Here is a 21,221-nt window from a genome sequence, read left to right as displayed (position 1 = left end):
TAGAAACTGCGGTTTTTAAAAATCAGCGGCCATTCAGCCACTGTTCAATGGTTTCAAGTGCCAGGGTAATCGGGCCTGACTCTCGCGAAATTTTGCTTTGCAAACTGGCGCCTAACCATAACAGGTAACAGCGCTGTGCCAGTTGCTCGGGCGTTTGTCCATACGGCAGCGGCTGTTCAGCGGCGACTTCGCTCAAACAGCGGGCATAAGTCGCGATCATAGCGCTGGCACCATGCTGCAAGGCATCACGCATCGGTTCTGATAAATCGCAGACTTCCGCCGATAACTTCACACCCAAACAGCCCACGATATGGCCTTGCTCAATAAATAGCGTGGCGCCATAGCGGAAGTGGGCCAGCAAACGTTCCCGTGCTGACAAGCCCGGCTGATTTAACTGTTGATCGACCTGCTGCAGGTAGTTAACGAAATAGCGTTCCAGCAACGCCACGCCAAAAGCTTCTTTGGAGCGGAAGTAGTGGTAAAACGATCCTTTGGGCACTTCCGCCAGCGCCAGCATTTCGCTCAGGCCCATGCCGGTAAAACCGCGTTGCAGACAAACCTGCTCGCCAGTAGCGAGCAGATGTTCACGGGTTTCGTTGCGTTGCACAGTCTTGTTCATGGGCCACACAGTATTAGACCAGTCGGTCTAATGCAAACCTTATCCGGCATTTTGGCACGATCTGATCATGTCCAGTTGCGGTTGGTACTCTTGCGTTTGGATGTTGAACATGCCCAAAACCGTATGGAAAAGATTGTCTTGCGACACTTTCTCACTCGCGGCCTGCTGGCGTAAACAGGTCTCGTTAATGTGGAACGCCGACGCATAGCCTGGTGACATCCACATCAACAGTGGGATATGTGTCTGCTGTGAGGGCGCAAACATATAAGGCGCACCGTGCAGATACATACCGTGTTCACCCAGTGATTCACCGTGGTCTGAGAGATAGACCAGCGCTACGTTGAAGCGATCGCTCAAAGCTTTAAGTTTATCAATGGTGCGGCTCACCATATCGTCGGTGTACAACAGAGAGTTATCATAGGTATTCACCAACGCCTGATGATCGCAATCCTGAATCTGGTTGCTATCGCAGGTTGGCGTGAAGCGACGGAATTCCGCCGGATAACGCTGATAATAGGCCGGACCGTGGCTGCCCATTTGATGTAACACGATAATCCCGTCATTGTGCAGACTGTCCACATAGTTATCAAAACGATGCAGCAGAACATCATCGAGACAGAAACCATCGTGGCAATATTGCGATAAATTCCACTGCGTCATATCGGTGTGCGGCATGCGATCGCAGGCGCCTTTACAGCCGCCATCGTTTTCGCGCCATAACACACTGACCCCGGCGTGGGCGAGAATATCTAACACGCCTTCCTGATGATGCGCCAGGTTGGCGTCGTAATGCTCTCGCGGCATGTTGGAGAACATGCAGGGCACTGAAATGGCGGTCTCCGTGCCACAGGAACTGGCGTCGGGATAGTAGATAACCTGCTGTTTTTTCAGTTCAGGATTGGTTTCACGCGCATAGCCGCCAAGAGAGAAGTTCTCAGCACGTCCGGTTTCGCCGACCACTAATACCACCAGCGTTTTCTTCGGTTCCGCGGTGATCAGCGGGCCTTTTTTGGCATCCAGGCCAATTTTGACCAGCGCCTGGCTGCCTTGCAGATAACGCTGATCAACGTAATGACCGGTGCCGCTGACAATATTGGCCGGGGTGATCATCTTCACCAGCCCTTTATTGTTGCGAATCAGCGAAGCGTAATCTTTGTAGAACAGCACCGCCATCAGCAGAATCAGCAAAATCGCACCCAGCGCCCCGGCCAGGCGTTGCAGCAGGCTCCACCACCAGCGTTGGCCCGTTTTAATGCGCACCATGCAGATGGCGGCGACGGGCACCAACCCCATCAAAATCATCCACACCACATAACCACTGCTGATCAGTGCTCCAGCTTCCTGAGCATCCGACTCAAACACGTTTTCGATCATGTTGGTGTCGATCACCGTACCGAAGCTGTGCATAAAGTAGTTAGCGGCGGCGCTGGCCAGCACCAACAGAATAAGCAGCGGCTTGCGAACATAGGGCCATGCCAGCAACGAGAAAATCAGATAGAACGCTGAGGCCAGCACCACCGGAATGCTGGCAGCAAACAGGTAATCGTGAAGGCGATCGTAAGGGATAATTTCCCACGCCCGCAGTAGAAACAGGGCGTTGAGCACGAGGGTAAAAAACAGGGCGGCAATCAGATTAAAACTGCTGGCATGGCACTGTAACTTGTTCGGGAATTTCATGAAAACTCAGTAGCAGGATGGAATGTGACAATCGTATGAATTCAATATGAGGAAAACCTTAACGCTTATTAAACAGTACCCAACCAAAGGTTCTTGCGCTGAGAACAATGGTAAATATCCATTTCCGTGGTGATGGCTGGATGAAATCTGGGCGAACTACGTATACGCTTTGCACAATGTTACTAAGCTGTTATCAATATAAAGCTTATTGTTAAACCGGAGTGGATGTGGCCGAGCAATTAGAGTTCTTTCCTGTTCCCAGCCCGTGTCGCGGCATCTGTCAGAGTGATGCGCGCGGCTATTGTCGCGGCTGTCTGCGTAGCCGTGAGGAACGCTTTAACTGGATGAAGTTTACCGATGCGCAAAAACGTGATGTGTTGCGGTTATGTCGCCAACGCTGGCTGCGCCTGCATCGACAACAAAAAGTCGATGAGAATCATGATCCGGAACAACCCTCACTGTTTTAAGAAAACGATGATTTGCCTTTCCGTTATACTCCCAGCTTCGCTTTCCGCTTTCGCGTTCAAGGGAGTTTACCGATGTTACAACCGCAAACTATCGCCCCGCAGGGACCTCAATTCTCACCGCTGATCGTTGGCTACTGGCGCCTGCTGGAGTGGGGCATGACGCCGCAGCAGTTAGTGGCTTTTATCGAGCATCATCTGTCATTGGGCATCACCACGGTCGATCACGCCGATATTTATGGTAACTACGGTTGTGAAGCCGCTTTTGGCGAGGCGCTGCGTCTGGCACCGGGGCTGCGTGAAAAACTGCAGATTGTCACCAAATGCGGCATTGCAACACGCGCCAAACCGGAACATAAAATTGGCCATTACATTACCGAGGCCAGCCACATCCTGCACAGTGCGGAAAATTCCCTGCGCTACTTCAACACCGATTATCTCGATCTGCTGCTGATTCATCGCCCGGATCCTTTAATGGATGCAGATGAAATGGCCGAAGCCTTTATGGCACTGCATCAGAGCGGCAAAGTGCGTCACTTCGGCGTGTCAAACTTTACCGCTTCCCAGTTCACGCTGCTGCAATCTCGCCTGCCGTTTAGCCTGGTGACCAACCAACTGGAAATCTCACCGCTGGAACAGTCAACGCTGCTCGATGGCACGCTTGATCAGTGTCAGCAGGTGCGCATCCGGCCGATGGCATGGTCCTGTTTAGGCGGTGGACGTCTGTTTAACGATGCGCATTATCAGCCGCTGCGTGATGAGCTTGAGCAGGTAAAACAGGAAATCGGCGCGAGCAGCATTGAACAGGTGGTGTATGCGTGGGTGATGAAATTGCCAAGCCGCCCACTGCCAATCATCGGATCCGGTAAAGCCACGCGCGTCAGCGAAGCGGCAGGCGCTTGCCAACTGACGCTCGATCGTCAGCAGTGGTTCCGCATTCGCAAAGCGGCACTCGGTTTTGATGTGCCCTGAAGCGTAAAACTACGTCAAATTACGGCAGCCTGGCCTATTCCGGTCCAGGCTTACAGGGCATTTCAACCGTAAGGAGACGTTATGAAAAAAATTCTCATCGCCACACTGGCGCTGGTCTGTGCTGCTGGCGCTCAGGCCGCCTCTGAAGAGGTGACATTGCATGAGGTCACCGCACAGGGTATCGGCGCCGCCATTGGCAAAGTCACCATCAGTGAAACGCCATATGGTTTGCAGTTCGCCCCCGCGCTAACCGGCCTGAAACCGGGTGTTCACGGCTTCCACGTGCATGCAAAAGGCAGTTGTGAGCCTGGTCAATCGGATGGCAAAACTGTTGCGGCCGGCGCAGCGGGTGGACATCTGGATCCACAAAACACCGGCAAACATCTCGGGCCTTACGCAGAGGGTCACTTGGGCGATCTGCCTGCTCTGTATGTCACTGACGATGGCAAGGCCGATTACCCGGTGGTGGCGCCGCGTATAAAATCGCTGAGCGAAGTGAAAGGGAAGGCGTTAATGGTTCATGTGGGTGGCGATAATCATGCAGATCATCCGCAGCCGTTAGGGGGAGGCGGTGCGCGATTTGCCTGCGGTGTGATTTAAACTCTCAGGCGGCAGGCAATCTGCCGTCTGCATCTTTTCACTGCCGGAAAAATTCTGACCCACTTTCCCGCTACACTCCGCACGCTATCCGTCCTATGATGTTGATTCAGGAATAAAACCTCTCAGGGGCAGGAATGAAAACGCGTGGGATTTTGCTGTTATGTGTATTACTCGCGGGATGTGATCAACCTAACGAAACGCAGTTGAGGTTAGACACCAGCCGCCAGTTACAGCGCACCATTGATACCAACCCGCTGCGTGCAAGTTGTGAAGATATCGCTCGCGGACGGGAGTGGCTTACCCCGCACACGCTCGAACAGTTACAGGCACAGGGCTGTCAGAATGTGCTGCGCAGCGCCACCGAAACCAATTTCCTGCACACCGAGTTTTTTCACCGCACGTTAACCACGGTTTGCGGCTCAATCCGGGGGAAAAGTTTCACCGGCACGTTTCTCGATCGTCGCTTTATCTATTCGTATGAGGAGCGATACCTGGTGATTGAACCGATGACCGAGCAAGACAAAACCCGTTTTGAAGGACATAAAACCTTGCAGCAGTTGCAGGACGATTTTAACCGCCAGACCACACAATATTGCCAGTAATTAATCCGGCACCGCCTGACTTAACTGTGCTAACGAACAGCGCAGGCGCCATAAAATGCCCGCCAGCGTATTGGCTTCGCTATCAGGCTGCTGCTGCAGTTGCGCAATCATCCCTTCCAGCTCATCCAGCGTGGCCTGCAACGAAGTATGACGCACGCCGCGCAGGCTCATAATCCGTTGCAGATCCTGCAAACTGCTATCGCGCATTTGCGCCAAAGTGGCTGAGGCTGGCCGCCATTCGCGTAATTGCCAGACAATATGGGAACAGTTGAGCAGCACCACGCCCCAGCGCAGCAACCAGACACGCGCTTGTTCATCGCGGCTACTACTCAGTTGGCTGATGTGATGGTAAATCTGCGATTCAAAGTGGCTCTCGCTGAGACGTGGATGGCGTCGCAGCTGGTCAAGAAATGCATGGCGTAACGCGCGAATATGCCTGCGGCTACGGCGCGCATCGGAGCTGGGGCGCAGTACCTGAAAAGCCATCCATGCCAGCAGCACGCCATACACTTTGGCCAGATTATCGTTGAGAAAGCTTTGGTAATCCCAGTCTGGCGGGTTGGTGACGGCAATAAATGAACCCATAAACACAATAAATTGTCCCCACATCCCCGCGCGTTTTTTCTGCTGCAGCTTAAACAGTTGCAAGGTGATCAGCAGCGGAAACAGCACCAGCAGAAATTGCCACAGGGCGCTGATTTGTACCATCAAACCGTATTGCAGCAGAAAACTAAACACCGACAGCCATAGCAGGGTTTTCAGCAACAGTGACACGCTGCCACTGGGGGAGGGAGCGGAAGAGTAGAGCACGCAGGCAATCGCGGTCAGCGTCAGGGCTGCTGCACCTGCATCCCATTGTGTGCCAATCCAGAAAGCACAGCCCAGCATGATCACGCTAAAGGTGCGCAACGCACTCCAGCCGGCTTCAGCGCTGTCACTTTCACGTGCCAGAGAGGGCACTTTTGGCGGTTGAAAGCGCGTATCGGCGTCTGCGCGCTCAATCAAACGTATCCAGCGATTAACGTTGAGGTAAACCCAGCAGAAATAACGTAAACGTTGAACAAACGCGCGCTGACGATAATCGCCGGTGGCGTCCGGTGTCACACTGCGCAGTATGCGCGCCAGACGATACTTATCACACTGCGGCAATGCGAGTTCGTGTAACAATTGTTGAATAGCGGTGTAGAGTTCCGGTGGTGCATCCGGCCAGTTCAGCAGCATGCGGCGCAGGCTGGAGAGAACGCTGGTCAGGCGCAACTGCTGGTGCAAAACATAGTTAAGCACGTTGTTCTGACGGCGATAGCGGTAATGGCTCCAGAAGGCCTGAATGCGCAGTAAGTTCATGGTGAGAATCTGGCTGATGACATTCTCATGCGCGGTGCGCACGTTATCAGTACTGCTTTGTTGCAGCAGTAAAACCGCATGGTCGAGCAGACGGGCGTGCATTTGCCGCAGCGAATTCATCAAGGTGTTGCCGTCCGACGTGCTGGGCAAAACCATCATCATCAGTCCGGCACATAAAATGCCTGAAATCACCTCGCAAACGCGCGCCTGAGTGATAACCCACAATTGGGTCACATCGGTAATATTGACGCTGCTAAAGGCAATGATCGCTGCGGTGTACCCGGCCAGAGAGAATGCGTAGGCGACATTGTTTTGATAGTGGTTGGCGATCCAGGTACAAAACGCCAGCCAGCCGGCCATAAAAAAGGCAAATAGCCAGGGTTCGTTGAGCGTATGCCCGGCAATCAGCAGCGCGGCGGTGGCACCGAGCAGGCTGCCGACAATACGCCCCAGACTTTTACTGATCGCACCGCCCACGGTGGGAAAACTCACCACGGCGGCGGAGGTCATCGCCCAATAGGGTTCATCCAGTTGCAGCGCATAGGCGATGGTAAGCGCCAGACACATCGCAATCGCATTACGCAAGGCATAGCGCCATTCGCCGCCGGTTGCTTTAATCCACGGCAGATTTTGCCAGGCCAGCCACTGCAGATTCATGACGGCCTCAATGTGCGATGGAAATCGTACAGGTGGTGCCCGCCACCAGCGGAACATCATCCGGAATCGCATCCAAACGAATGCGTACCGGCACACGCTGTGCCAAGCGCACCCAAGGCACGTTGGGTTTGATGTCTGGCACTAAACCGCCATCGGTTGAAACGCTCTGATCGTAAATAGCGCGCCCGATGCTCTCCACTTTTCCCTGCAAGCGAGTGCCATTACTGTAGAGTACGATTTGCGCGTCGGCGCCGGGCTGAATGTGACGCAGTTTGGTCTCTTCGAAATAGCCCATCACATAATAGGAGTGGCTATCCACCAGGGCGAACAACGGTGTTCCGGCGGTGGCGTAGTTGCCGGGACGCAGCGTCAGGTTGCTGATCCAACCGTCGGTGGGCGCGGTAAGCGTGGTTTGTTGCAGATTCCAGCGCGCCTGATCCAGACTCGCCTGTGCCGCTTTAGCCGTTGCTGCGGCGGCGTTTGCTGTCAGTCGTGCGGCATCCATATCTTCTGCTGAGATCACATTACGTGGCAGGCTGGCACGACGATTGGCTTCGTGTTGGGCTTTGGCCAAATCGGATTGCGCCTTCGCCAGTTGAGCATCCGCATTATCCAGCGCAATTTGCCAGGGCACGGGATCGATCTTTAAAAGGATGTCCCCTTTATGCACAAACTGGTTGTCATGCACCTTGAGATCAATGATGCGGCCCGATACTTCCGGTGTGATATCCACCAGCTCAGCGCGCACTTTGCCATCACGTGTCCACGGTGACTGCATGTAGTAGTTCCACATCCACCAGCCGGCAATCAGGGCCAGGGCAAACACCACCAGTGTTGAAAAGTATTTAAAAGGGTTGAATTTCATGGTGATTTATCCGAGGCTCAGTATCCACAGTGCGCCAGTGACGCACAGAACAAACAGGGAAAGATCCATTAAGGTGGGATGCCAGATGTCGCCGGAGTACATCCAGCCGCGCAGCAACGGGTGAATCAGTAACCAGAAAAAGAAACCCAGCAGCACAGCTTTAAACAGCGGCGGAAAGAACAGCGAGGCACCAAATACCAGGTCGGTAAGCGGAGCGGTGGCGGAAAGTGCGGTAATGGACACGTGTCTTCATCCTTCATTGTCCCAGGTTCTCTCTCAAACTAGCGTAGAAGAGAGCGTGCCGTCTGGCCTGGGATTTGTAATTTGTCCTGTAAACTCGCAGAATAGTGTAAAATCTGGCTTGATAGCTAGCAAGCTAATTATAAGGAGATGAAATGGATACGCCCCTCGGTACAGACCTGTCTCGGCTGGTACGCATCTGGCGTGCCTTGATTGACCAGCGTTTGAAGCCGCTTGAGTTGACACAAACGCATTGGGTGACGTTACACAATATTCATCAACTTCCGCCAGAGCAGTCGCAGATCCAGCTGGCCAAAGCCATTGGTATTGAACAACCTTCGCTGGTGCGTACGCTGGATCAGTTGGAAGAGAAGGGACTCATCACGCGTGCCACCTGTGCTAACGACCGTCGTGCCAAACGCATTAAGTTGACGAAGCAGGCCGAGCCGATTATCGAGCAGGTTGAAAATGTGATTGATGCGACCCGCGATGACATCCTTTCGGGCATCAGCCTCGAAGAGATTAATCAAATGGTCACGCTGATTGCTCGACTGGAAAAAAACATTCTCGAGTTCCAAAACCGCGAGAAATAAAAAAACCGACGCGCTGGCGTCGGTTTTTTTTATCTGCTCGCTTAGCGTGGTGAAACGGTCACCTGGCTGCCATTCGACGCCATGACGACGCGCTGACCCACTGAGTAACGGGTTGCGGCCTGCTTCTGCACCACCATAATGGTGTTGCCGTCGTCTTTACGGATTTCCAGCTCAACACCGTCAGACTTGTTGACCGCACCCTGCACGCCCTGGCCTGCTACGCCGCCAAGTACCGCACCGCCTGCTGTGGCCAGGCTGCGACCGGTGCCACCACCAATGGTGTTACCGAGGAAACCACCCAGCACCGCACCACCAATCGCGCCAATCACGTTATTTTCATCGCCACCCTGGATTTTAACCGGGCGAACCGACACCAGAGTACCGTATGAGACACTTTGTACTTGTTTGGCTTCATTGGCGCTATACACATCACCGGAAAGGGTGTCATTGCTGACACAACCTGCCAGCGTCAGGCCGGTCAGTGCCACGGCTACAAAACGCTTAATCATCAGAAAGCTCCTTAATGCAAAAAAACGCCATGTTCTCGTCCTCTACAGCAAGAGTATAAGACAGAAAGCTGGCAATTGACTCTATGTCCAAATAATACGCGGCTGAGGCGAAGGATAGACCATTGCCCCTCAACAAAAATTCAATTTCGTGCTGAAAATATTTTATCGCTGAAATGCCGTGTGCGGTGCGGTTGAAAAGCGGAATTTTATCATAGAATTAGCCGCTGATATTTGCCAGGCTAAACAGAATCGAATTGAAGACTCGCGCGTGAGTAAGGAACCGCTATGAAATCAGGACGCTATATTGGTGTGATGTCCGGCACCAGCCTCGACGGTGTCGATGTGGTACTGGCGGTGATTGATAATCATATGGTCGCGCAGCAGGCCAGCTATTGTCACCCGATGCCGCAGGAGATTCGGCAACAGGTGCTGGCAATCTGTCAGGGGCAATCGCTGACGCTGTCGCAACTCGGCCAACTGGATACACGGCTGGGCAAGCTATTTGCCGAAGCGGTGTTAACGCTAATGCAGCAGCAATCGCTGGAAGCCAGCGACATCATGGCAATAGGTTGTCATGGTCAGACCGTGTGGCATGAGCCGCAGAGCGACACCCCGAATACGCTACAGATTGGGGACAGCAATCAAATCGCCGCCGCCACGGGAATTACCGTGGTGGCCGATTTTCGTCGTCGCGACATGGCCTTAGGCGGACAAGGCGCGCCACTGGTTCCCGCGTTCCATCAGGCGCTGCTGATGGACAGCGTTGAACGGCGCATGGTGCTCAACATTGGCGGTATTGCCAATCTGTCATTATTGATCCCCGGTCAGCCTGTGCGTGGCTTTGATACCGGGCCTGGCAATATGTTGATTGATGCCTGGATTTGGCGTCATAAGGGCGTGCCCTATGATAAGGATGCTAGCTGGGCGCGCAGTGGTCAGGTGGTGCCTGCACTGCTGGAGGAAATGCTCAACGACCCCTGGTTCGCGCTGCCACCACCGAAAAGTACCGGTCGTGAATACTTCAATCTCGGCTGGGTTGAGCGGCAACTACAGCGTTTCCCGGCACTGGCACCGCAGGATGTGCAGGCCACACTCAGCGAACTCACCGCATTGACCATTGCTCAGCAAGTTCAGCTCAACGATGGTTGCGATCGCCTGCTGGTGTGTGGTGGCGGCAGTCGTAATCCGTTGCTGATGGCGCGGCTGGCGGCCCATTTGCCGGGTACTGAAGTGGGGACGACGGATGACGCCGGGATCAGTGGTGATGATATGGAAGCGTTGGCCTTCGCCTGGCTGGCGTTTCGCACCTTGTCCGGTTTGCCAGGCAATTTGCCTGCCGTCACCGGTGCACGGGAAATGAGTGTATTGGGCGCCATTTATCCGGCGAATGCCCGATTGACACATTAAGGAGTGAAAGATGAAAAAAATCGTTATTCTGTTGAGCTGTGTCGTCACGATGAGTGGCTGCGGCATGATGCACAAAGAGCAGCCTACACCACAGACATTGCGCTATCAGTGCGGCACATTACCGTTAACGGTGACACTGGACAATCCGAAGCAGCAGGTGAGCTTTATTCTGGATGGTAAACCGCTCACCTTAACCCAAACCGTATCAGCTTCCGGCGCGCGCTACAGCGACGGCACTTATGTCTTCTGGTCGAAAGGCAATGGCGCTTTTGTTGAGCGTAATGACAAAATCGTGATTAATGACTGTGAATTGCAAAATGCGGATACGTCCGCCCAGTAACGAAGAGAATCAGCATGAGCGACAGTGACAGCTTGCAAAACATTGCCCATTTGCGCCGTGAGTACACTCGCGGCGGGCTTAGACGTAACGATCTGCCAGACAATCCGCTGGCGTTGTTTGAACACTGGCTCAAGCAGGCGTGCGATGCCCAATTGCCCGATCCTACAGCAATGACCGTCGCCACCGTTGACAGCAGCGGCCAGCCTTATCAGCGTATTGTGTTGCTGAAGCATTACGATGAACAAGGCATGGTGTTTTACACCAATCTGGGCAGCCGCAAAGCGCTGCAGTTGGCGGACAATCCGCGCATCTCGCTGCATTTCCCATGGCACTTCCTTGAACGCCAGGTGATGGTATTAGGAGAAGTGGAAAAACTGTCGCCACTGGAAGTGCTGAAATACTTTAGCAGCCGCCCACGGGACAGCCAGATCGGTGCCTGGGTGTCAAAGCAATCAAGCCGTATTTCGGCGCGTGGTGTGCTGGAAGGCAAGTTCCTTGAACTTAAGCAAAAATTCCAGCAAGGCGAAGTGCCTTTACCCAGTTTCTGGGGCGGATATCGCGTCAAATTCCATACCGTGGAGTTCTGGCAGGGCGGCGAACATCGCCTGCACGACCGCTTCCTCTACCAACGTGAAGGCAACGGCTGGACGATTGACCGTTTAGCGCCGTAAAACTGCGTTTTACCCCCTTTCAACGCTGGCGCAGTTGGCGTCAGCGCTTTATGCTATAGCCCTCATTTTTTTCGTATCCGCATCTCAGCGGAAAGCTGTGTACCAGCCTAGGTGCAGTCTGATCAATTTGGAGTCAGTGATGACCAGCAGTAACCTGATACAACAATTGCAAGAAAGGGGCTTAGTCGCCCAGGTAACGGACGAGGAAGCGTTAGCAGAGCGACTGGCGCAAGGGCCAATTGCACTCTATTGCGGCTTCGATCCGACCGCTGATAGCTTGCATTTGGGCCATCTGGTGCCGCTGCTCTGCCTGAAACGTTTTCAGGACGCCGGACACAAGCCGGTCGCGCTGGTGGGTGGTGCCACCGGTCTGATTGGCGATCCCAGCTTTAAAGCAGCAGAACGTAAACTTAACACCGCGGATACCGTGGGCGAATGGGTTGAGAAGATCCGCAACCAGGTGGCGCCTTTCCTCAGCTTCGACTGCGGTGATAATAGTGCTATCGCAGCGAACAACTACGACTGGTTTGGCGGCATGAACGTGCTGACTTTCCTGCGTGACATCGGTAAGCACTTCTCGGTGAACCAGATGATCAACCGCGAAGCGGTGAAGCAGCGTCTGAACCGTGAAGATCAGGGTATTTCTTACACCGAGTTCTCCTACAACCTGCTGCAGGGTTACGACTTTGCGGAACTGAACAAGCGTCACGATGTGGTGCTGCAGATTGGCGGTTCTGACCAGTGGGGCAACATCACGTCAGGTATCGATCTGACGCGCCGTCTGCATCAGCAGCAGGCGTGGGGCTTGACCGTTCCGCTGATCACCAAATCCGATGGCACCAAATTCGGTAAAACCGAAGGTGGCGCAGTGTGGCTCGATGCGAAGAAAACCAGCCCATACAAGTTCTACCAGTTCTGGATTAACACTGCTGACTCAGACGTGTATCGCTTCCTGAAGTTCTTCACCTTTATGAGCATTGAAGAGATCAATGCGCTGGAAGAAGAAGACAAGAACAGCGGTAAAGCGCCACGCGCCCAATACGTGCTGGCAGAGCAGGTAACACGTCTGGTGCACGGCGAAGCGGGTCTGACGGCGGCAAAACGTATTACCGACAGCCTGTTCTCAGGCAGCCTGACCGAGATGACCGAAGCGGACTTCGAGCAGTTAGCGCAGGACGGTATGCCAGTGATTAACCTGAAAGCGGAAGACGATCTGCAGCAGGCGCTGGTGGCGGCTGAACTGGTACCTTCGCGCGGTCAGGCGCGTACCATGATCGGTTCCAACGCCGTTTCTCTCAACGGTGAAAAACAATCTGACGCCGAGTATCGTTTCAGCGACAGCGACAAACTATTTGGTCGCTTCACGCTGTTGCGTCGCGGTAAAAAACACTACTGCCTGATTAACTGGCAGTAAGGTTCGAGGGCCGGTTTCCGGCCCTTTTTTATGGCAAGGCAGTACAGGGCAATAATGAAAAATATCCTCGCAATCCAGTCTCATGTGGTTTACGGCCACGCCGGTAACAGCGCCGCCGAATTCCCCATGCGCCGTATGGGCGCAAACGTTTGGCCGTTAAACACCGTACAGTTCTCTAATCACACGCAATACGGTCACTGGACCGGCACCGTGATGCCAGCGACCCATTTGACCGACATCGTCAAAGGCATTGCGGCGATTGACCGTCTGAAGACCTGTGATGCGGTGCTGAGCGGCTATTTAGGGTCTGCTGAGCAGGGCGAGCAGATTCTGGAGATCGTGCGTCAGGTGAAAGCCGCTAACCCCAACGCCTGGTTCTTCTGCGATCCGGTGATGGGCCACCCTGAAAAGGGCTGCATTGTGGCGCCTGGCGTCGCGGAGTTTCATTGCAAGATGGCGATGCCAGCCAGCGATATCATCGCGCCGAACCTGCTGGAGCTGGAAATGCTCAGCGGCCACGAAGTGGCGAATATTGAGCAGGCGGTAGTGGCGGCACGCGCATTAGTGGCGCAGGGACCGAAAGTGGTGCTGGTGAAACATCTGGCGCGTGCCGGACGTCGCAGCGATCGCTTCGAGATGCTGCTGGTCACCGCTGACGAGTGCTGGCATATCAGCCGTCCGCTGGTGGATTTCGGGGTTCGTCAGCCGGTGGGCGTGGGCGATCTCACCAGTGGTTTGCTGCTGGTCGATCTGCTGCACGGCAAATCGTTACAGGATGCACTGGAACACGTGACCGCTGCAGTGTATGAAGTGATGCTGAAAACTCACGAGATGGGCGAGTACGAGTTGCAACTGGTGGCAGCGCAGGACGCGATTGCGCAACCGACTCAGCACTTTGCTGCTGAGAAGCTGTAACGGCTGCGAAATCTGCAGGTGACCACCCGGTAGCCTGCAGACACGATGCAAAACAGGCGCACAGGGTGCGCCTGAATCGGCTTAAACCAAACCTTCCGCCTTCAATGCTGCCTGCACCGCAGGGCGATCCGCCACGCGATCAAACCAGGATTCAAGCGCCGTTAACCCGCTCAAATCCAGCTTGATGGCTTTTGCCCAACGCGTGACCACAAACAGGTAGACATCGGCCACGGTGAAACGCAATCCCATCAGCCACTGCTTATCCTGCAGCGCTTCATTCACCGCCTGATATTTTTTCTCTAGCTGCGCCCGCACAATCGCTTTGTACTCTTCCGGCGTGTCCGGACGGAACAGCGGCGAGAAGGTTTTATGCAGTTCACTGCTGACAAAGCTCAGCCATTCAAGGGTGTGGTAGCGCGTCAGGCTGCCGGTCGGTGCCAGTAAATTGCGATCCGGCTTCAGATCCGCCAGATACTGCACAATGGCAACGCCTTCGGTTAACAAGCTGCCGTCATCAAACTGCAGCGCCGGAACCTGTCCTTTGGGGTTAATCTGCCAGTAATCTTCTCCCTGCTCGGTGACCTTTTTCTGCAGATCGACATTGACCTGGGTAAAGTCCAGCCCGCATTCACGCGCAACAATATGCGGTGACAACGAACAGGCACCGGGTTTGCAATAGAGTTTCATCATGGCTTCTCCTGGAAGTGTGGTTGTGATCGAATTAGCATAAATCTGCGAAAATTTTTTACCAGTGACCGCGATCAGGAATTACGGTCCGCTTTAAACTTTTCCTGCGTAAAACAAGGTAGCGCAGGCAATTGTTCCAGCGCATAGTCCCAGAACTGCCGCACCTTAGGCGTCATGTTTTTAACCCGCTGTGTGACCAGTTGTACCGGCAAGGGGACAGGCTCCCACTCGGGTAATAAACGGATCAGTTTGCCATCACGAATATCATCCAGCACCTGGTACGACAGCAAACGTCCAATCCCCTGACCGCCACGCAGCGTTTCCAGCTGGCTTTCAATATCGTTTACGCGCAGACGAGGCAAAATGCGCACGCGTAAATCCTGGGCAAAGCGCCATTCACGTGTGTGACGCAAACTGGTGATCACCGTATGTTGCTGCAGCTCTGCCGGATGGGCGGGAGCACCTGCAAGCCGAAGATATTCCGGGCTCGCCACCAACGTCGAACGCACGCTGCCTACTTTGCGTGCCACCATTGAAGAATCCTGTAATTCGCCAATGCGCAGCGCGATATCCAACCCGTTCTCAATTAAATCCTGATAGCTGTCACTCAGCACCACTTCGATTTGCATCTCGGGATGTTGCTGTAAGAATGCATTCACCAGCGGCATGATATGGCGGCGGCCGAAAGGCACGGGTGCGGTGATGCGCAGCAGCCCCTGCAGGCCACTGTGATGCGCGCTATCGAGCGCGTGCTGATAATCACCTAATATTTGCTGAGCCCGTTCGAACAGCTGCCAGCCCGCTTCTGTGGGCGCCAGTTGACGAGTGGTGCGTTCAATCAGGGTCGTGCCCAACCGGGACTCGAGGGCATTCAATGTGCGGGTAATAACGGGAGGGGAGCGCTGTAAAAAACGTGCAGCACTGGCCAGGCTGCCTTGCTGAATCACCGCAACAAATACCTGAAGTTCTTCAAATTTATCCATGATGATTCCAGCACGTTTAACAGGAAGCCGTCATCATGCGGGGAAGTGGATAAAAAGCGAAGCTTTGGCAGCAGGAAACGTTAAAGCGGTGGAAAGAAATGAGTAATAGGAAATAAAAATGCCGGGCGTTTGCCCGGCTTATTCACATCACCTGCATTACTGATTGGCGTTAGCGCTTTTCAGTTCAGGCTGTGAAGCATCACTCTGCGTCATACGGTTCAGCAGTGGCGCGGTGATCAACATCAGGATAGCGATCACACCGGTTGCAATACCAATCTGCTGGAACACATGGCTGTAAACTTCCAGTGAAGCATGCGGATCGGTCACATCATTCGGTACGGCCATCAGATTCGCCACTTTACCGGCAATCATTGCAGCACCCGCCGTGGTCAGGAACCAGGAACCCATGATGAAGCCCATCAGACGCTGTGGGACTAACTGTGCCACCATTGCCAGGCCAAGACCGGAAATCATCAGTTCGCCCACACTCTGCAGTGCATAGCTGATGATCAACCAGTTCACAGACACAATACCGGCATCATTAGCGAACCTGGCACCAAATGGCAGCACCAGGAATGCAGCAGAGCACAGCACCATACCAATCGCGAACTTGTGTGGCATAGGCAGTTTGTCGCCCAGCTTGTTGTAAACCGCTGCCAGAATCGGGCTGGCCAGCATGATCCAGAAAGGGTTCAGTGCCTGGAACTGTTCTGGTTCGAAGGTAATGCCCAGAATGGCATGCTCAACGTTACGAATAGCAAAGAAGTTCAGTGAGGTTGGCATCTGCATGTAGAGCACGAAGAACACAATCGCTTCGAGCATCAGCAGGAAGGCGACAATCATTTTACGGCGTGCTGCACCCTGCAGGGCAAAGGCTTCTTTCGCGAACACCAGCACGATGCCGACGGCAATCACGCCCAGTGCCATACGCGCAATGCTTTGGTGATGCAACAACCAGGCGGCAATGGCAACCAGCGCCACCACACCTACCAGCGTCATCAGCAATTTGCTGACATTCAGTGGCGCAAAGTCCGGTTTAGAACCGTAGTTTTTCACCAGGCGCTGGCAGAACAGGAAGTTCAGTAAGGTAATCACCAGACCCACCACGGAGAGCGAGAACGCTGCGCCCCAGCCGTAATGTGCAGCCAACCACGGTGTCAGCATCATCGAGAACAGAGAACCGATGTTGATCGACATATAGAACATGGTGAACGCACCGTCGATGCGCGGATCATCTTTCTCGTAGCAGGTAGACAGCAGAGAAGAGGGGTTGGCTTTAAATAAGCCACTACCCACGGCGATAGTTGCCATGCCGACGTACACCATCGCAGTGTCATGGCCTGAGAAGGCGATCAGCGCATAGCCGAGCGCCAGCACGATCACGCCGAGCACAATCACGCGTTTGGTACCCAATACTTTATCGCCCAGCCAGCCGCCAATCGCGACCATGCCGTAAACCAGGGCGCTGAACGAGGTGAACAGGGTAATGGAGTCCGCTTCGGACATGCCCAGCTGTTTCACCAGGTAAACGGCCATGATGGCTTGCAGACCGTAGTAGCCGAAACGCTCCCACAGTTCGATGGAGAAGATCAGATAAAACGCTTTCGGTTGCTTGAACGCGTTGAGGCTTACTGCCTCGTCAGTGTGTTTGTTTGCAGTTGACACGTGTACCTCAGTTTATACATAGCCTGTTTTACGACAGGAATTAAGTCTGCGTCGGGCTGAGTAATCCCGCGCAACATTGTTATTAGAAAGGAAAAACGGCGCCTAATTTGGCTGAATCAGGCCAACAGGGCAAGCATTTTTTGCACGCTGAAATACTTGTAACAGGTAGGGTTAATGCCGTTATAAGAAGTTGTAAATCAGTGTTAAATATTGCTGTGTGGCATTATATCAGAATAATCGTGCTAACTGGAGATCCTTAGGATCATTTTCCTGATATAAACCGCTTGAGGTGTATTTTACAGAACATAACGCTATAGATGATAATTTATACCAATATAAAGACCGTGAATGTACATTTACCAAGCACAATTGCTTGATAGTTGAGCGTAATAGGCTGACTAAAGTTTCCAAATGGCTAATTTGTTGATCCTGCGCACAAAATTACGAATTAATTAAAACCGTAAAAGAAGTAAACGATTGCGTGGTCAACATCCGTCGAGTTAATCACCACAAAGAGGAATGTTTAGCCGTATAAACAGCAGGCTATAACCAAAATGCGCGCAAACGAAAGTGAGTGATATCGCGCTGAAATGCGCTTAGACAGGTCGAGATGTTTGCTGTAACCTCGTTTTTTCCCTAAAAGGACGTAGCCATGACGCAGTCAGTTCGTGTCGCCCTTGTTGGCGATTTCCGTGCCAATGCTGTTGCACATCAAGCCATTCCTCCTGCTGTACAGTTTGCCGCAAAATCCCTCTCGCTCGACGTTACCGCCGACTGGATCGCCACTCCCGACATCCATCAACACAACTGGAACGATTACGATGCCATTTGGGTCGTGCCAGGCAGCCCGTATCTCAACGACGAAGCTGTGTTTGCAACGATCCGCTGGGCGCGTGAAAACCACAAACCGTTCCTCGGTTCGTGTGGCGGTTTCCAGTATGCGGTGGTAGAGTACGCCCGCAATGTGCTGGGTTGGGAAGATGCCGGGCATGCGGAAACCGATGAAAGTGGGCGCTGGGTGATTGCGCCGCTGACCTGTTCGCTGGTGGAACAGCGTGGCACGGTGACTTTCGAAGCGGGTTCAAAGATTGCACAAGCTTACGGCGCGCTGGAAAGTGATGAAGGGTATCATTGTAATTTCGGCGTGAACCCGGAATTCAGTGACGCGCTGGCAACCAATAATCTGAAGATTACTTCATGGGATTTGGATCGTGACGTACGCGGTGTTGAACTGACCGATCATCCGTTCTTTGTCGCGACGCTGTTCCAGTCAGAACGGGCGGCGCTGCAAAATCGGCTATCCCCGCTGGTGGTCGCCTGGCTGCAGGCTGCGGCTAAATAATTGATTGAACAGAGAGGCTGCTTCGCCTCTCTTTACTCGTCCAGACACAGCAGGGGTTTACGCGCACGACCCGACTGGTGATAACTTTCGATTGCCGCGCGCCACTCTTTCAATGGGAAAATTTCCACCTCACCACACTCGCTGTCGCGCAGCAACGGCCAGATCTTTGAGAAAAGCTGTTGCCACGGTGCCGCGCCAATATCGCCCAAGGTGTGCCGCACATGAAACCAGTGCAGTGCTGGACGGGCGGCATTCACTTTTACCGGCGCGCCGCTTAATACCCCGTAAGCCACAAAGTGCGCGTGCTCAGGTAGCGTTCGCCAGATCAACTGCCCCACATCGCCGCCGACCGCATCAAACACGATATCGGTTTGCGCACTCACTGCTTCAATCGCGTCCCGCGCAGTCTCCTGCAACGCACTCAGGCCGAGGGCGTGCAACTTTTCTGCATGTGCTGACGAGCGATACACCATCACCACGCGTCGTGCACCGCGCAGCTTAGCCCACTGGGCCAGCAACAGTGCGCAGGCGGAACCACCGGCAGTGATCAGGACATTTTTACCGCTGACCGGCCATTGCTGCAGCATCAGCAAAGCGGCTAGCGGATTGATATAGGCGCGCGCAGCCAGCGTACTCTTAATATCCTCTGGTACCGGAATAGCGAGCTGTGGATCGATATCCACATAATGTTGCCAGCAGCCCACGCCACGCAGTGGTAACACGCGTTGCCCCACTAAATGTGAGTAAGCAGAGGGCGCGGAGATCACGGTGCCCACGCCTTCGTAACCAGCGACCTGTGGCGGCGCGACACGGTGACGATAAGCACCGGTAATCGGGATCAGATCAGACGCGTTCACTGGCGCATAGTGCATTTGCACGCGCAGCAGGCCAGCGGAACAAGGGGCTAAAGAGGAGGATTCCAGCGTCAGTACATCAACAGGATCGCCAAACTGCCGATACCAGAGCGCGAGATTGCGATCCGTTATCGGCATGGACTCAGACTTCGGTTTTGGCGTCGAATTAGGATGGTGAAGTCCTAAATAACCATTATTTAATGTCATGAGGTTTTAGCTTAAGGACGATTTCTTATAATTCTACATGACCACTTTTGCTTTTTTCCATTAATAGCAACCCGCTAATGCAATGGATTATATCCTTTCGGTTAAAGCCCAGATCTGCCGGCATCTCTGATAGAGAGGAAAATGTGTCCCAAACTGAGTGCTATTTGTGAAACAGAGATAGCGGTGGCGCTTTCACCCCACCCTCAACCTCGGCAATGTGTACCGGGCGCAACGATCACGGCAATCGCCCCTCCAAAATAATCCCTCGGAGAAAGTTGTTATATTTTCTTACTGGTTTTTCCTCATTTGAATGAAGTGACCGCCTGAGAATAAATTTTCTCAAAAATTTTTTTCAGATATTTCTGGCTAAATTATGAGCCATCTAACAATGACTTAAAGCCAAATTTAAGAATTTCCTTATATAAATCAGCAATAAGAGATCGTGTCAGGCTGTTGCTTTAGGTCCATTGATTACTTTATATTCGTGCACGGACTTACAGGAAAAGTCGGGTCTTAATGCTTTTCTCCACTATTTATACGATTGAATCATAAGTGTGGATTATCAAACAGGGGCTTTGAAAGTCCGTTCCAATTTACGCCAGTGCCTGCACACCGCAGGGGCGCATAAGTCAATCGAGCTTCCTCTCTCGTTCATAAGGAGAACGCAAGGGTGGTGAAGGTTAACTCTGTGATGCACGACATCAAGGGCACTTATAAAAAGAAGCGCAACTACCTGAAGCAGATTGAATTGCGCAGCGAGTAAAAACCTGGACTTACAAGGATGTCAAAATCATTCATTCCAATTCATTGCACGAACGCGCCTTCGCGTAAGCCCGTGTGGGTGGTTCACTGTCCGCTTTTTCAGAGGTTCGCCTGCGCGCAGATACGCCTCTGAAAATACACCGATTTACAGATGCCTCAAACCTTATAGGCCTCGGTTAACGGCCAGGGGCGGTAGCGTGCCTGAAACAGAGTGAGAATTTATCAAATTTAGTAGTCGCAGCAGCCGTATAACAATCACTGGGGGCGGTTTTTCCCTATGGAAAAGCATGCGATATCGGTGACGTTAATCCCTGATAGCTTGACAAAGAAGTCATTATCGGCAATCAAGAAATAAAAATATTACTGACGTTATTCTCTCTGCAATTAGTGGGAGACATAACAATTCGTCATCAAGGAGAGAATGACAATGATCCCCTCTGGCCTAATAGAAAAAACAGCATCGGTAATTTCCTCTACGCTCAATCGATATTCTTTATTGATTCCAGCCTGTAATTCTCCGATTGATGTGGAAAATCTTACGGGCATGGAAGCGCTGAGCGAGAACTACCTTTACAGCGTGATGTTCACCAGCCCGGATAATGACATCTCACCAGACCGGATGCTGCGCAAAGCGGTGACGCTGATTATGGGCATTGGACCTCTGCAGAAATTCGAATCGCAGAAGATTGTTCACGGTTATATCACCGATTTCCGCCGTCTGACGGGTTCCGCAGACCAGGTTAGTTATCTCATTATTATTGAACCCCGCTTTGCGCTTCTGGATAAACAATTCCGCTCACACCGTTTCTTTGTGAATAAATCCGTTCCGGAA

At 53.0% G+C, this 21,221-nt stretch carries 22 protein-coding genes; 12 read left to right on the top strand and 10 right to left on the bottom strand.

The features are described 5' to 3' along the window. Window positions 1–22 precede the first annotated feature (22 nt). Together QMZ65_RS10465 and eptA are read right to left on the bottom strand one after the other, a co-directional pair. Complete coding sequence (locus QMZ65_RS10465; RefSeq protein WP_058959757.1) at window positions 23–619, bottom strand: TetR/AcrR family transcriptional regulator; 597 nt, start codon at window positions 617–619, stop codon at window positions 23–25. A 39-nt stretch (window positions 620–658) separates the two neighbouring features. After that, window positions 659–2,296, bottom strand: coding sequence for a phosphoethanolamine transferase EptA (gene eptA / locus QMZ65_RS10460; protein WP_283215951.1), 1,638 nt, complete (start codon window positions 2,294–2,296; stop codon window positions 659–661). Between the two features lie 227 nt (window positions 2,297–2,523). Between eptA and QMZ65_RS10455 the strand changes: the two genes are divergently transcribed. The 4 genes from QMZ65_RS10455 (at window position 2,524) to QMZ65_RS10440 (ending at window position 4,934) form a co-directional block, all read left to right on the top strand. Next, window positions 2,524–2,763 (top strand): DUF1289 domain-containing protein, encoded by a 240-nt coding sequence (locus QMZ65_RS10455; protein ID WP_034821614.1) that lies wholly within the window; start codon window positions 2,524–2,526, stop codon window positions 2,761–2,763. Between the two features lie 72 nt (window positions 2,764–2,835). Continuing rightward, window positions 2,836–3,732 carry an aldo/keto reductase gene (locus QMZ65_RS10450; protein ID WP_200578605.1) on the top strand — a complete coding sequence of 299 codons (897 nt, stop codon included), beginning with the start codon at window positions 2,836–2,838 and terminating at the stop codon, window positions 3,730–3,732. Between the two features lie 81 nt (window positions 3,733–3,813). Beyond that, entirely contained in the window at window positions 3,814–4,332 is a 519-nt protein-coding gene (gene sodC / locus QMZ65_RS10445; RefSeq protein ID WP_058959760.1) for a superoxide dismutase family protein, read from the top strand. A gap of 134 nt (window positions 4,333–4,466) precedes the next feature. Beyond that, the gene (locus tag QMZ65_RS10440) at window positions 4,467–4,934 is read left to right on the top strand and encodes a hypothetical protein (RefSeq protein ID WP_034821596.1); all 468 of its coding nucleotides are present in this window, start codon (window positions 4,467–4,469) and stop codon (window positions 4,932–4,934) included. Here QMZ65_RS10440 and QMZ65_RS10435 read toward each other — a convergent pair whose 3' ends face one another. The 3 genes from QMZ65_RS10435 to QMZ65_RS10425 are packed head-to-tail and all read right to left on the bottom strand — an operon-like array spanning window position 4,935 to window position 8,043. Then, entirely contained in the window at window positions 4,935–6,935 is a 2,001-nt protein-coding gene (locus QMZ65_RS10435; RefSeq protein WP_283215950.1) for an FUSC family protein, read from the bottom strand. It abuts the gene before it with no gap. 7 nt (window positions 6,936–6,942) lie between these two features. Next, window positions 6,943–7,800 carry an efflux RND transporter periplasmic adaptor subunit gene (locus tag QMZ65_RS10430; protein WP_058959762.1) on the bottom strand — a complete coding sequence of 286 codons (858 nt, stop codon included), beginning with the start codon at window positions 7,798–7,800 and terminating at the stop codon, window positions 6,943–6,945. Window positions 7,801–7,806: 6 nt separating this feature from the next. After that, window positions 7,807–8,043, bottom strand: a complete 237-nt coding sequence (locus tag QMZ65_RS10425; protein ID WP_038647264.1) for a DUF1656 domain-containing protein — start codon at window positions 8,041–8,043, stop codon at window positions 7,807–7,809. Window positions 8,044–8,195: 152 nt separating this feature from the next. On the opposite strand from QMZ65_RS10425, the gene slyA reads away from it, so the two are divergent. Continuing rightward, window positions 8,196–8,633, top strand: coding sequence for a transcriptional regulator SlyA (gene slyA, locus QMZ65_RS10420; protein WP_034821588.1), 438 nt, complete (start codon window positions 8,196–8,198; stop codon window positions 8,631–8,633). Window positions 8,634–8,674: 41 nt separating this feature from the next. On the opposite strand, the gene slyB is transcribed toward slyA, so the two are convergent. Further along, on the bottom strand, window positions 8,675–9,142 hold the full coding sequence (gene slyB / locus QMZ65_RS10415) for an outer membrane lipoprotein SlyB (protein ID WP_034821586.1): 468 nt from the start codon (window positions 9,140–9,142) through the stop codon (window positions 8,675–8,677). 285 nt (window positions 9,143–9,427) lie between these two features. Here slyB and anmK point away from each other — a divergent pair, with 285 nt between their 5' ends. The 5 genes from anmK to pdxY all read left to right on the top strand — a co-directional run bounded on the left by anmK (window position 9,428) and on the right by pdxY (window position 13,889). Beyond that, a complete protein-coding gene (gene anmK / locus QMZ65_RS10410) occupies window positions 9,428–10,549 on the top strand; it encodes an anhydro-N-acetylmuramic acid kinase (RefSeq protein WP_097119284.1) in 1,122 nt (373 codons plus the stop codon). 10 nt (window positions 10,550–10,559) lie between these two features. Next, entirely contained in the window at window positions 10,560–10,889 is a 330-nt protein-coding gene (locus QMZ65_RS10405) for an MliC family protein (RefSeq protein WP_058959764.1), read from the top strand. 14 nt (window positions 10,890–10,903) lie between these two features. After that, entirely contained in the window at window positions 10,904–11,560 is a 657-nt protein-coding gene (pdxH, locus tag QMZ65_RS10400; protein WP_045834198.1) for a pyridoxamine 5'-phosphate oxidase, read from the top strand. A 139-nt stretch (window positions 11,561–11,699) separates the two neighbouring features. Then, the gene (gene tyrS / locus QMZ65_RS10395) at window positions 11,700–12,974 is read left to right on the top strand and encodes a tyrosine--tRNA ligase (protein WP_034821575.1); all 1,275 of its coding nucleotides are present in this window, start codon (window positions 11,700–11,702) and stop codon (window positions 12,972–12,974) included. Between the two features lie 54 nt (window positions 12,975–13,028). Then, entirely contained in the window at window positions 13,029–13,889 is an 861-nt protein-coding gene (gene pdxY, locus QMZ65_RS10390) for a pyridoxal kinase PdxY (protein WP_097119285.1), read from the top strand. 81 nt (window positions 13,890–13,970) lie between these two features. Here the strand turns inward: pdxY and gstA are convergent, their stop codons facing one another. The 3 genes from gstA to dtpA all read right to left on the bottom strand — a co-directional run bounded on the left by gstA (window position 13,971) and on the right by dtpA (window position 17,224). After that, the gene (gstA, locus tag QMZ65_RS10385) at window positions 13,971–14,576 is read right to left on the bottom strand and encodes a glutathione transferase GstA (RefSeq protein ID WP_283216027.1); all 606 of its coding nucleotides are present in this window, start codon (window positions 14,574–14,576) and stop codon (window positions 13,971–13,973) included. A 74-nt stretch (window positions 14,577–14,650) separates the two neighbouring features. After that, the gene (locus QMZ65_RS10380) at window positions 14,651–15,559 is read right to left on the bottom strand and encodes a LysR family transcriptional regulator (RefSeq protein WP_097119287.1); all 909 of its coding nucleotides are present in this window, start codon (window positions 15,557–15,559) and stop codon (window positions 14,651–14,653) included. A 156-nt stretch (window positions 15,560–15,715) separates the two neighbouring features. Beyond that, on the bottom strand, window positions 15,716–17,224 hold the full coding sequence (gene dtpA, locus QMZ65_RS10375; RefSeq protein WP_097119288.1) for a dipeptide/tripeptide permease DtpA: 1,509 nt from the start codon (window positions 17,222–17,224) through the stop codon (window positions 15,716–15,718). Window positions 17,225–17,876: 652 nt separating this feature from the next. Here dtpA and QMZ65_RS10370 point away from each other — a divergent pair. Then, window positions 17,877–18,566: a CTP synthase C-terminal region-related (seleno)protein gene (locus QMZ65_RS10370; RefSeq protein ID WP_097119289.1), complete on the top strand. Its 690-nt coding sequence runs from the start codon at window positions 17,877–17,879 to the stop codon at window positions 18,564–18,566. A 32-nt stretch (window positions 18,567–18,598) separates the two neighbouring features. Here QMZ65_RS10370 and QMZ65_RS10365 read toward each other — a convergent pair whose 3' ends face one another. Further along, window positions 18,599–19,558 (bottom strand): zinc-dependent alcohol dehydrogenase family protein, encoded by a 960-nt coding sequence (locus QMZ65_RS10365; RefSeq protein ID WP_176505797.1) that lies wholly within the window; start codon window positions 19,556–19,558, stop codon window positions 18,599–18,601. A 1,252-nt stretch (window positions 19,559–20,810) separates the two neighbouring features. On the opposite strand from QMZ65_RS10365, the gene QMZ65_RS10360 reads away from it, so the two are divergent. After that, the coding region (locus QMZ65_RS10360; RefSeq protein ID WP_283215948.1) for a contractile injection system protein, VgrG/Pvc8 family at window positions 20,811–21,221 on the top strand (411 nt) is incomplete at its 3' end.

It is taken from the genome of Pantoea sp. EABMAA-21, assembly GCF_030053335.1.
Classification (GTDB): domain Bacteria; phylum Pseudomonadota; class Gammaproteobacteria; order Enterobacterales; family Enterobacteriaceae; genus Pantoea; species Pantoea communis.
Note: the sequence above shows the minus strand (reverse complement) of the source record. Positions and strands in the feature narration are given on the sequence as shown.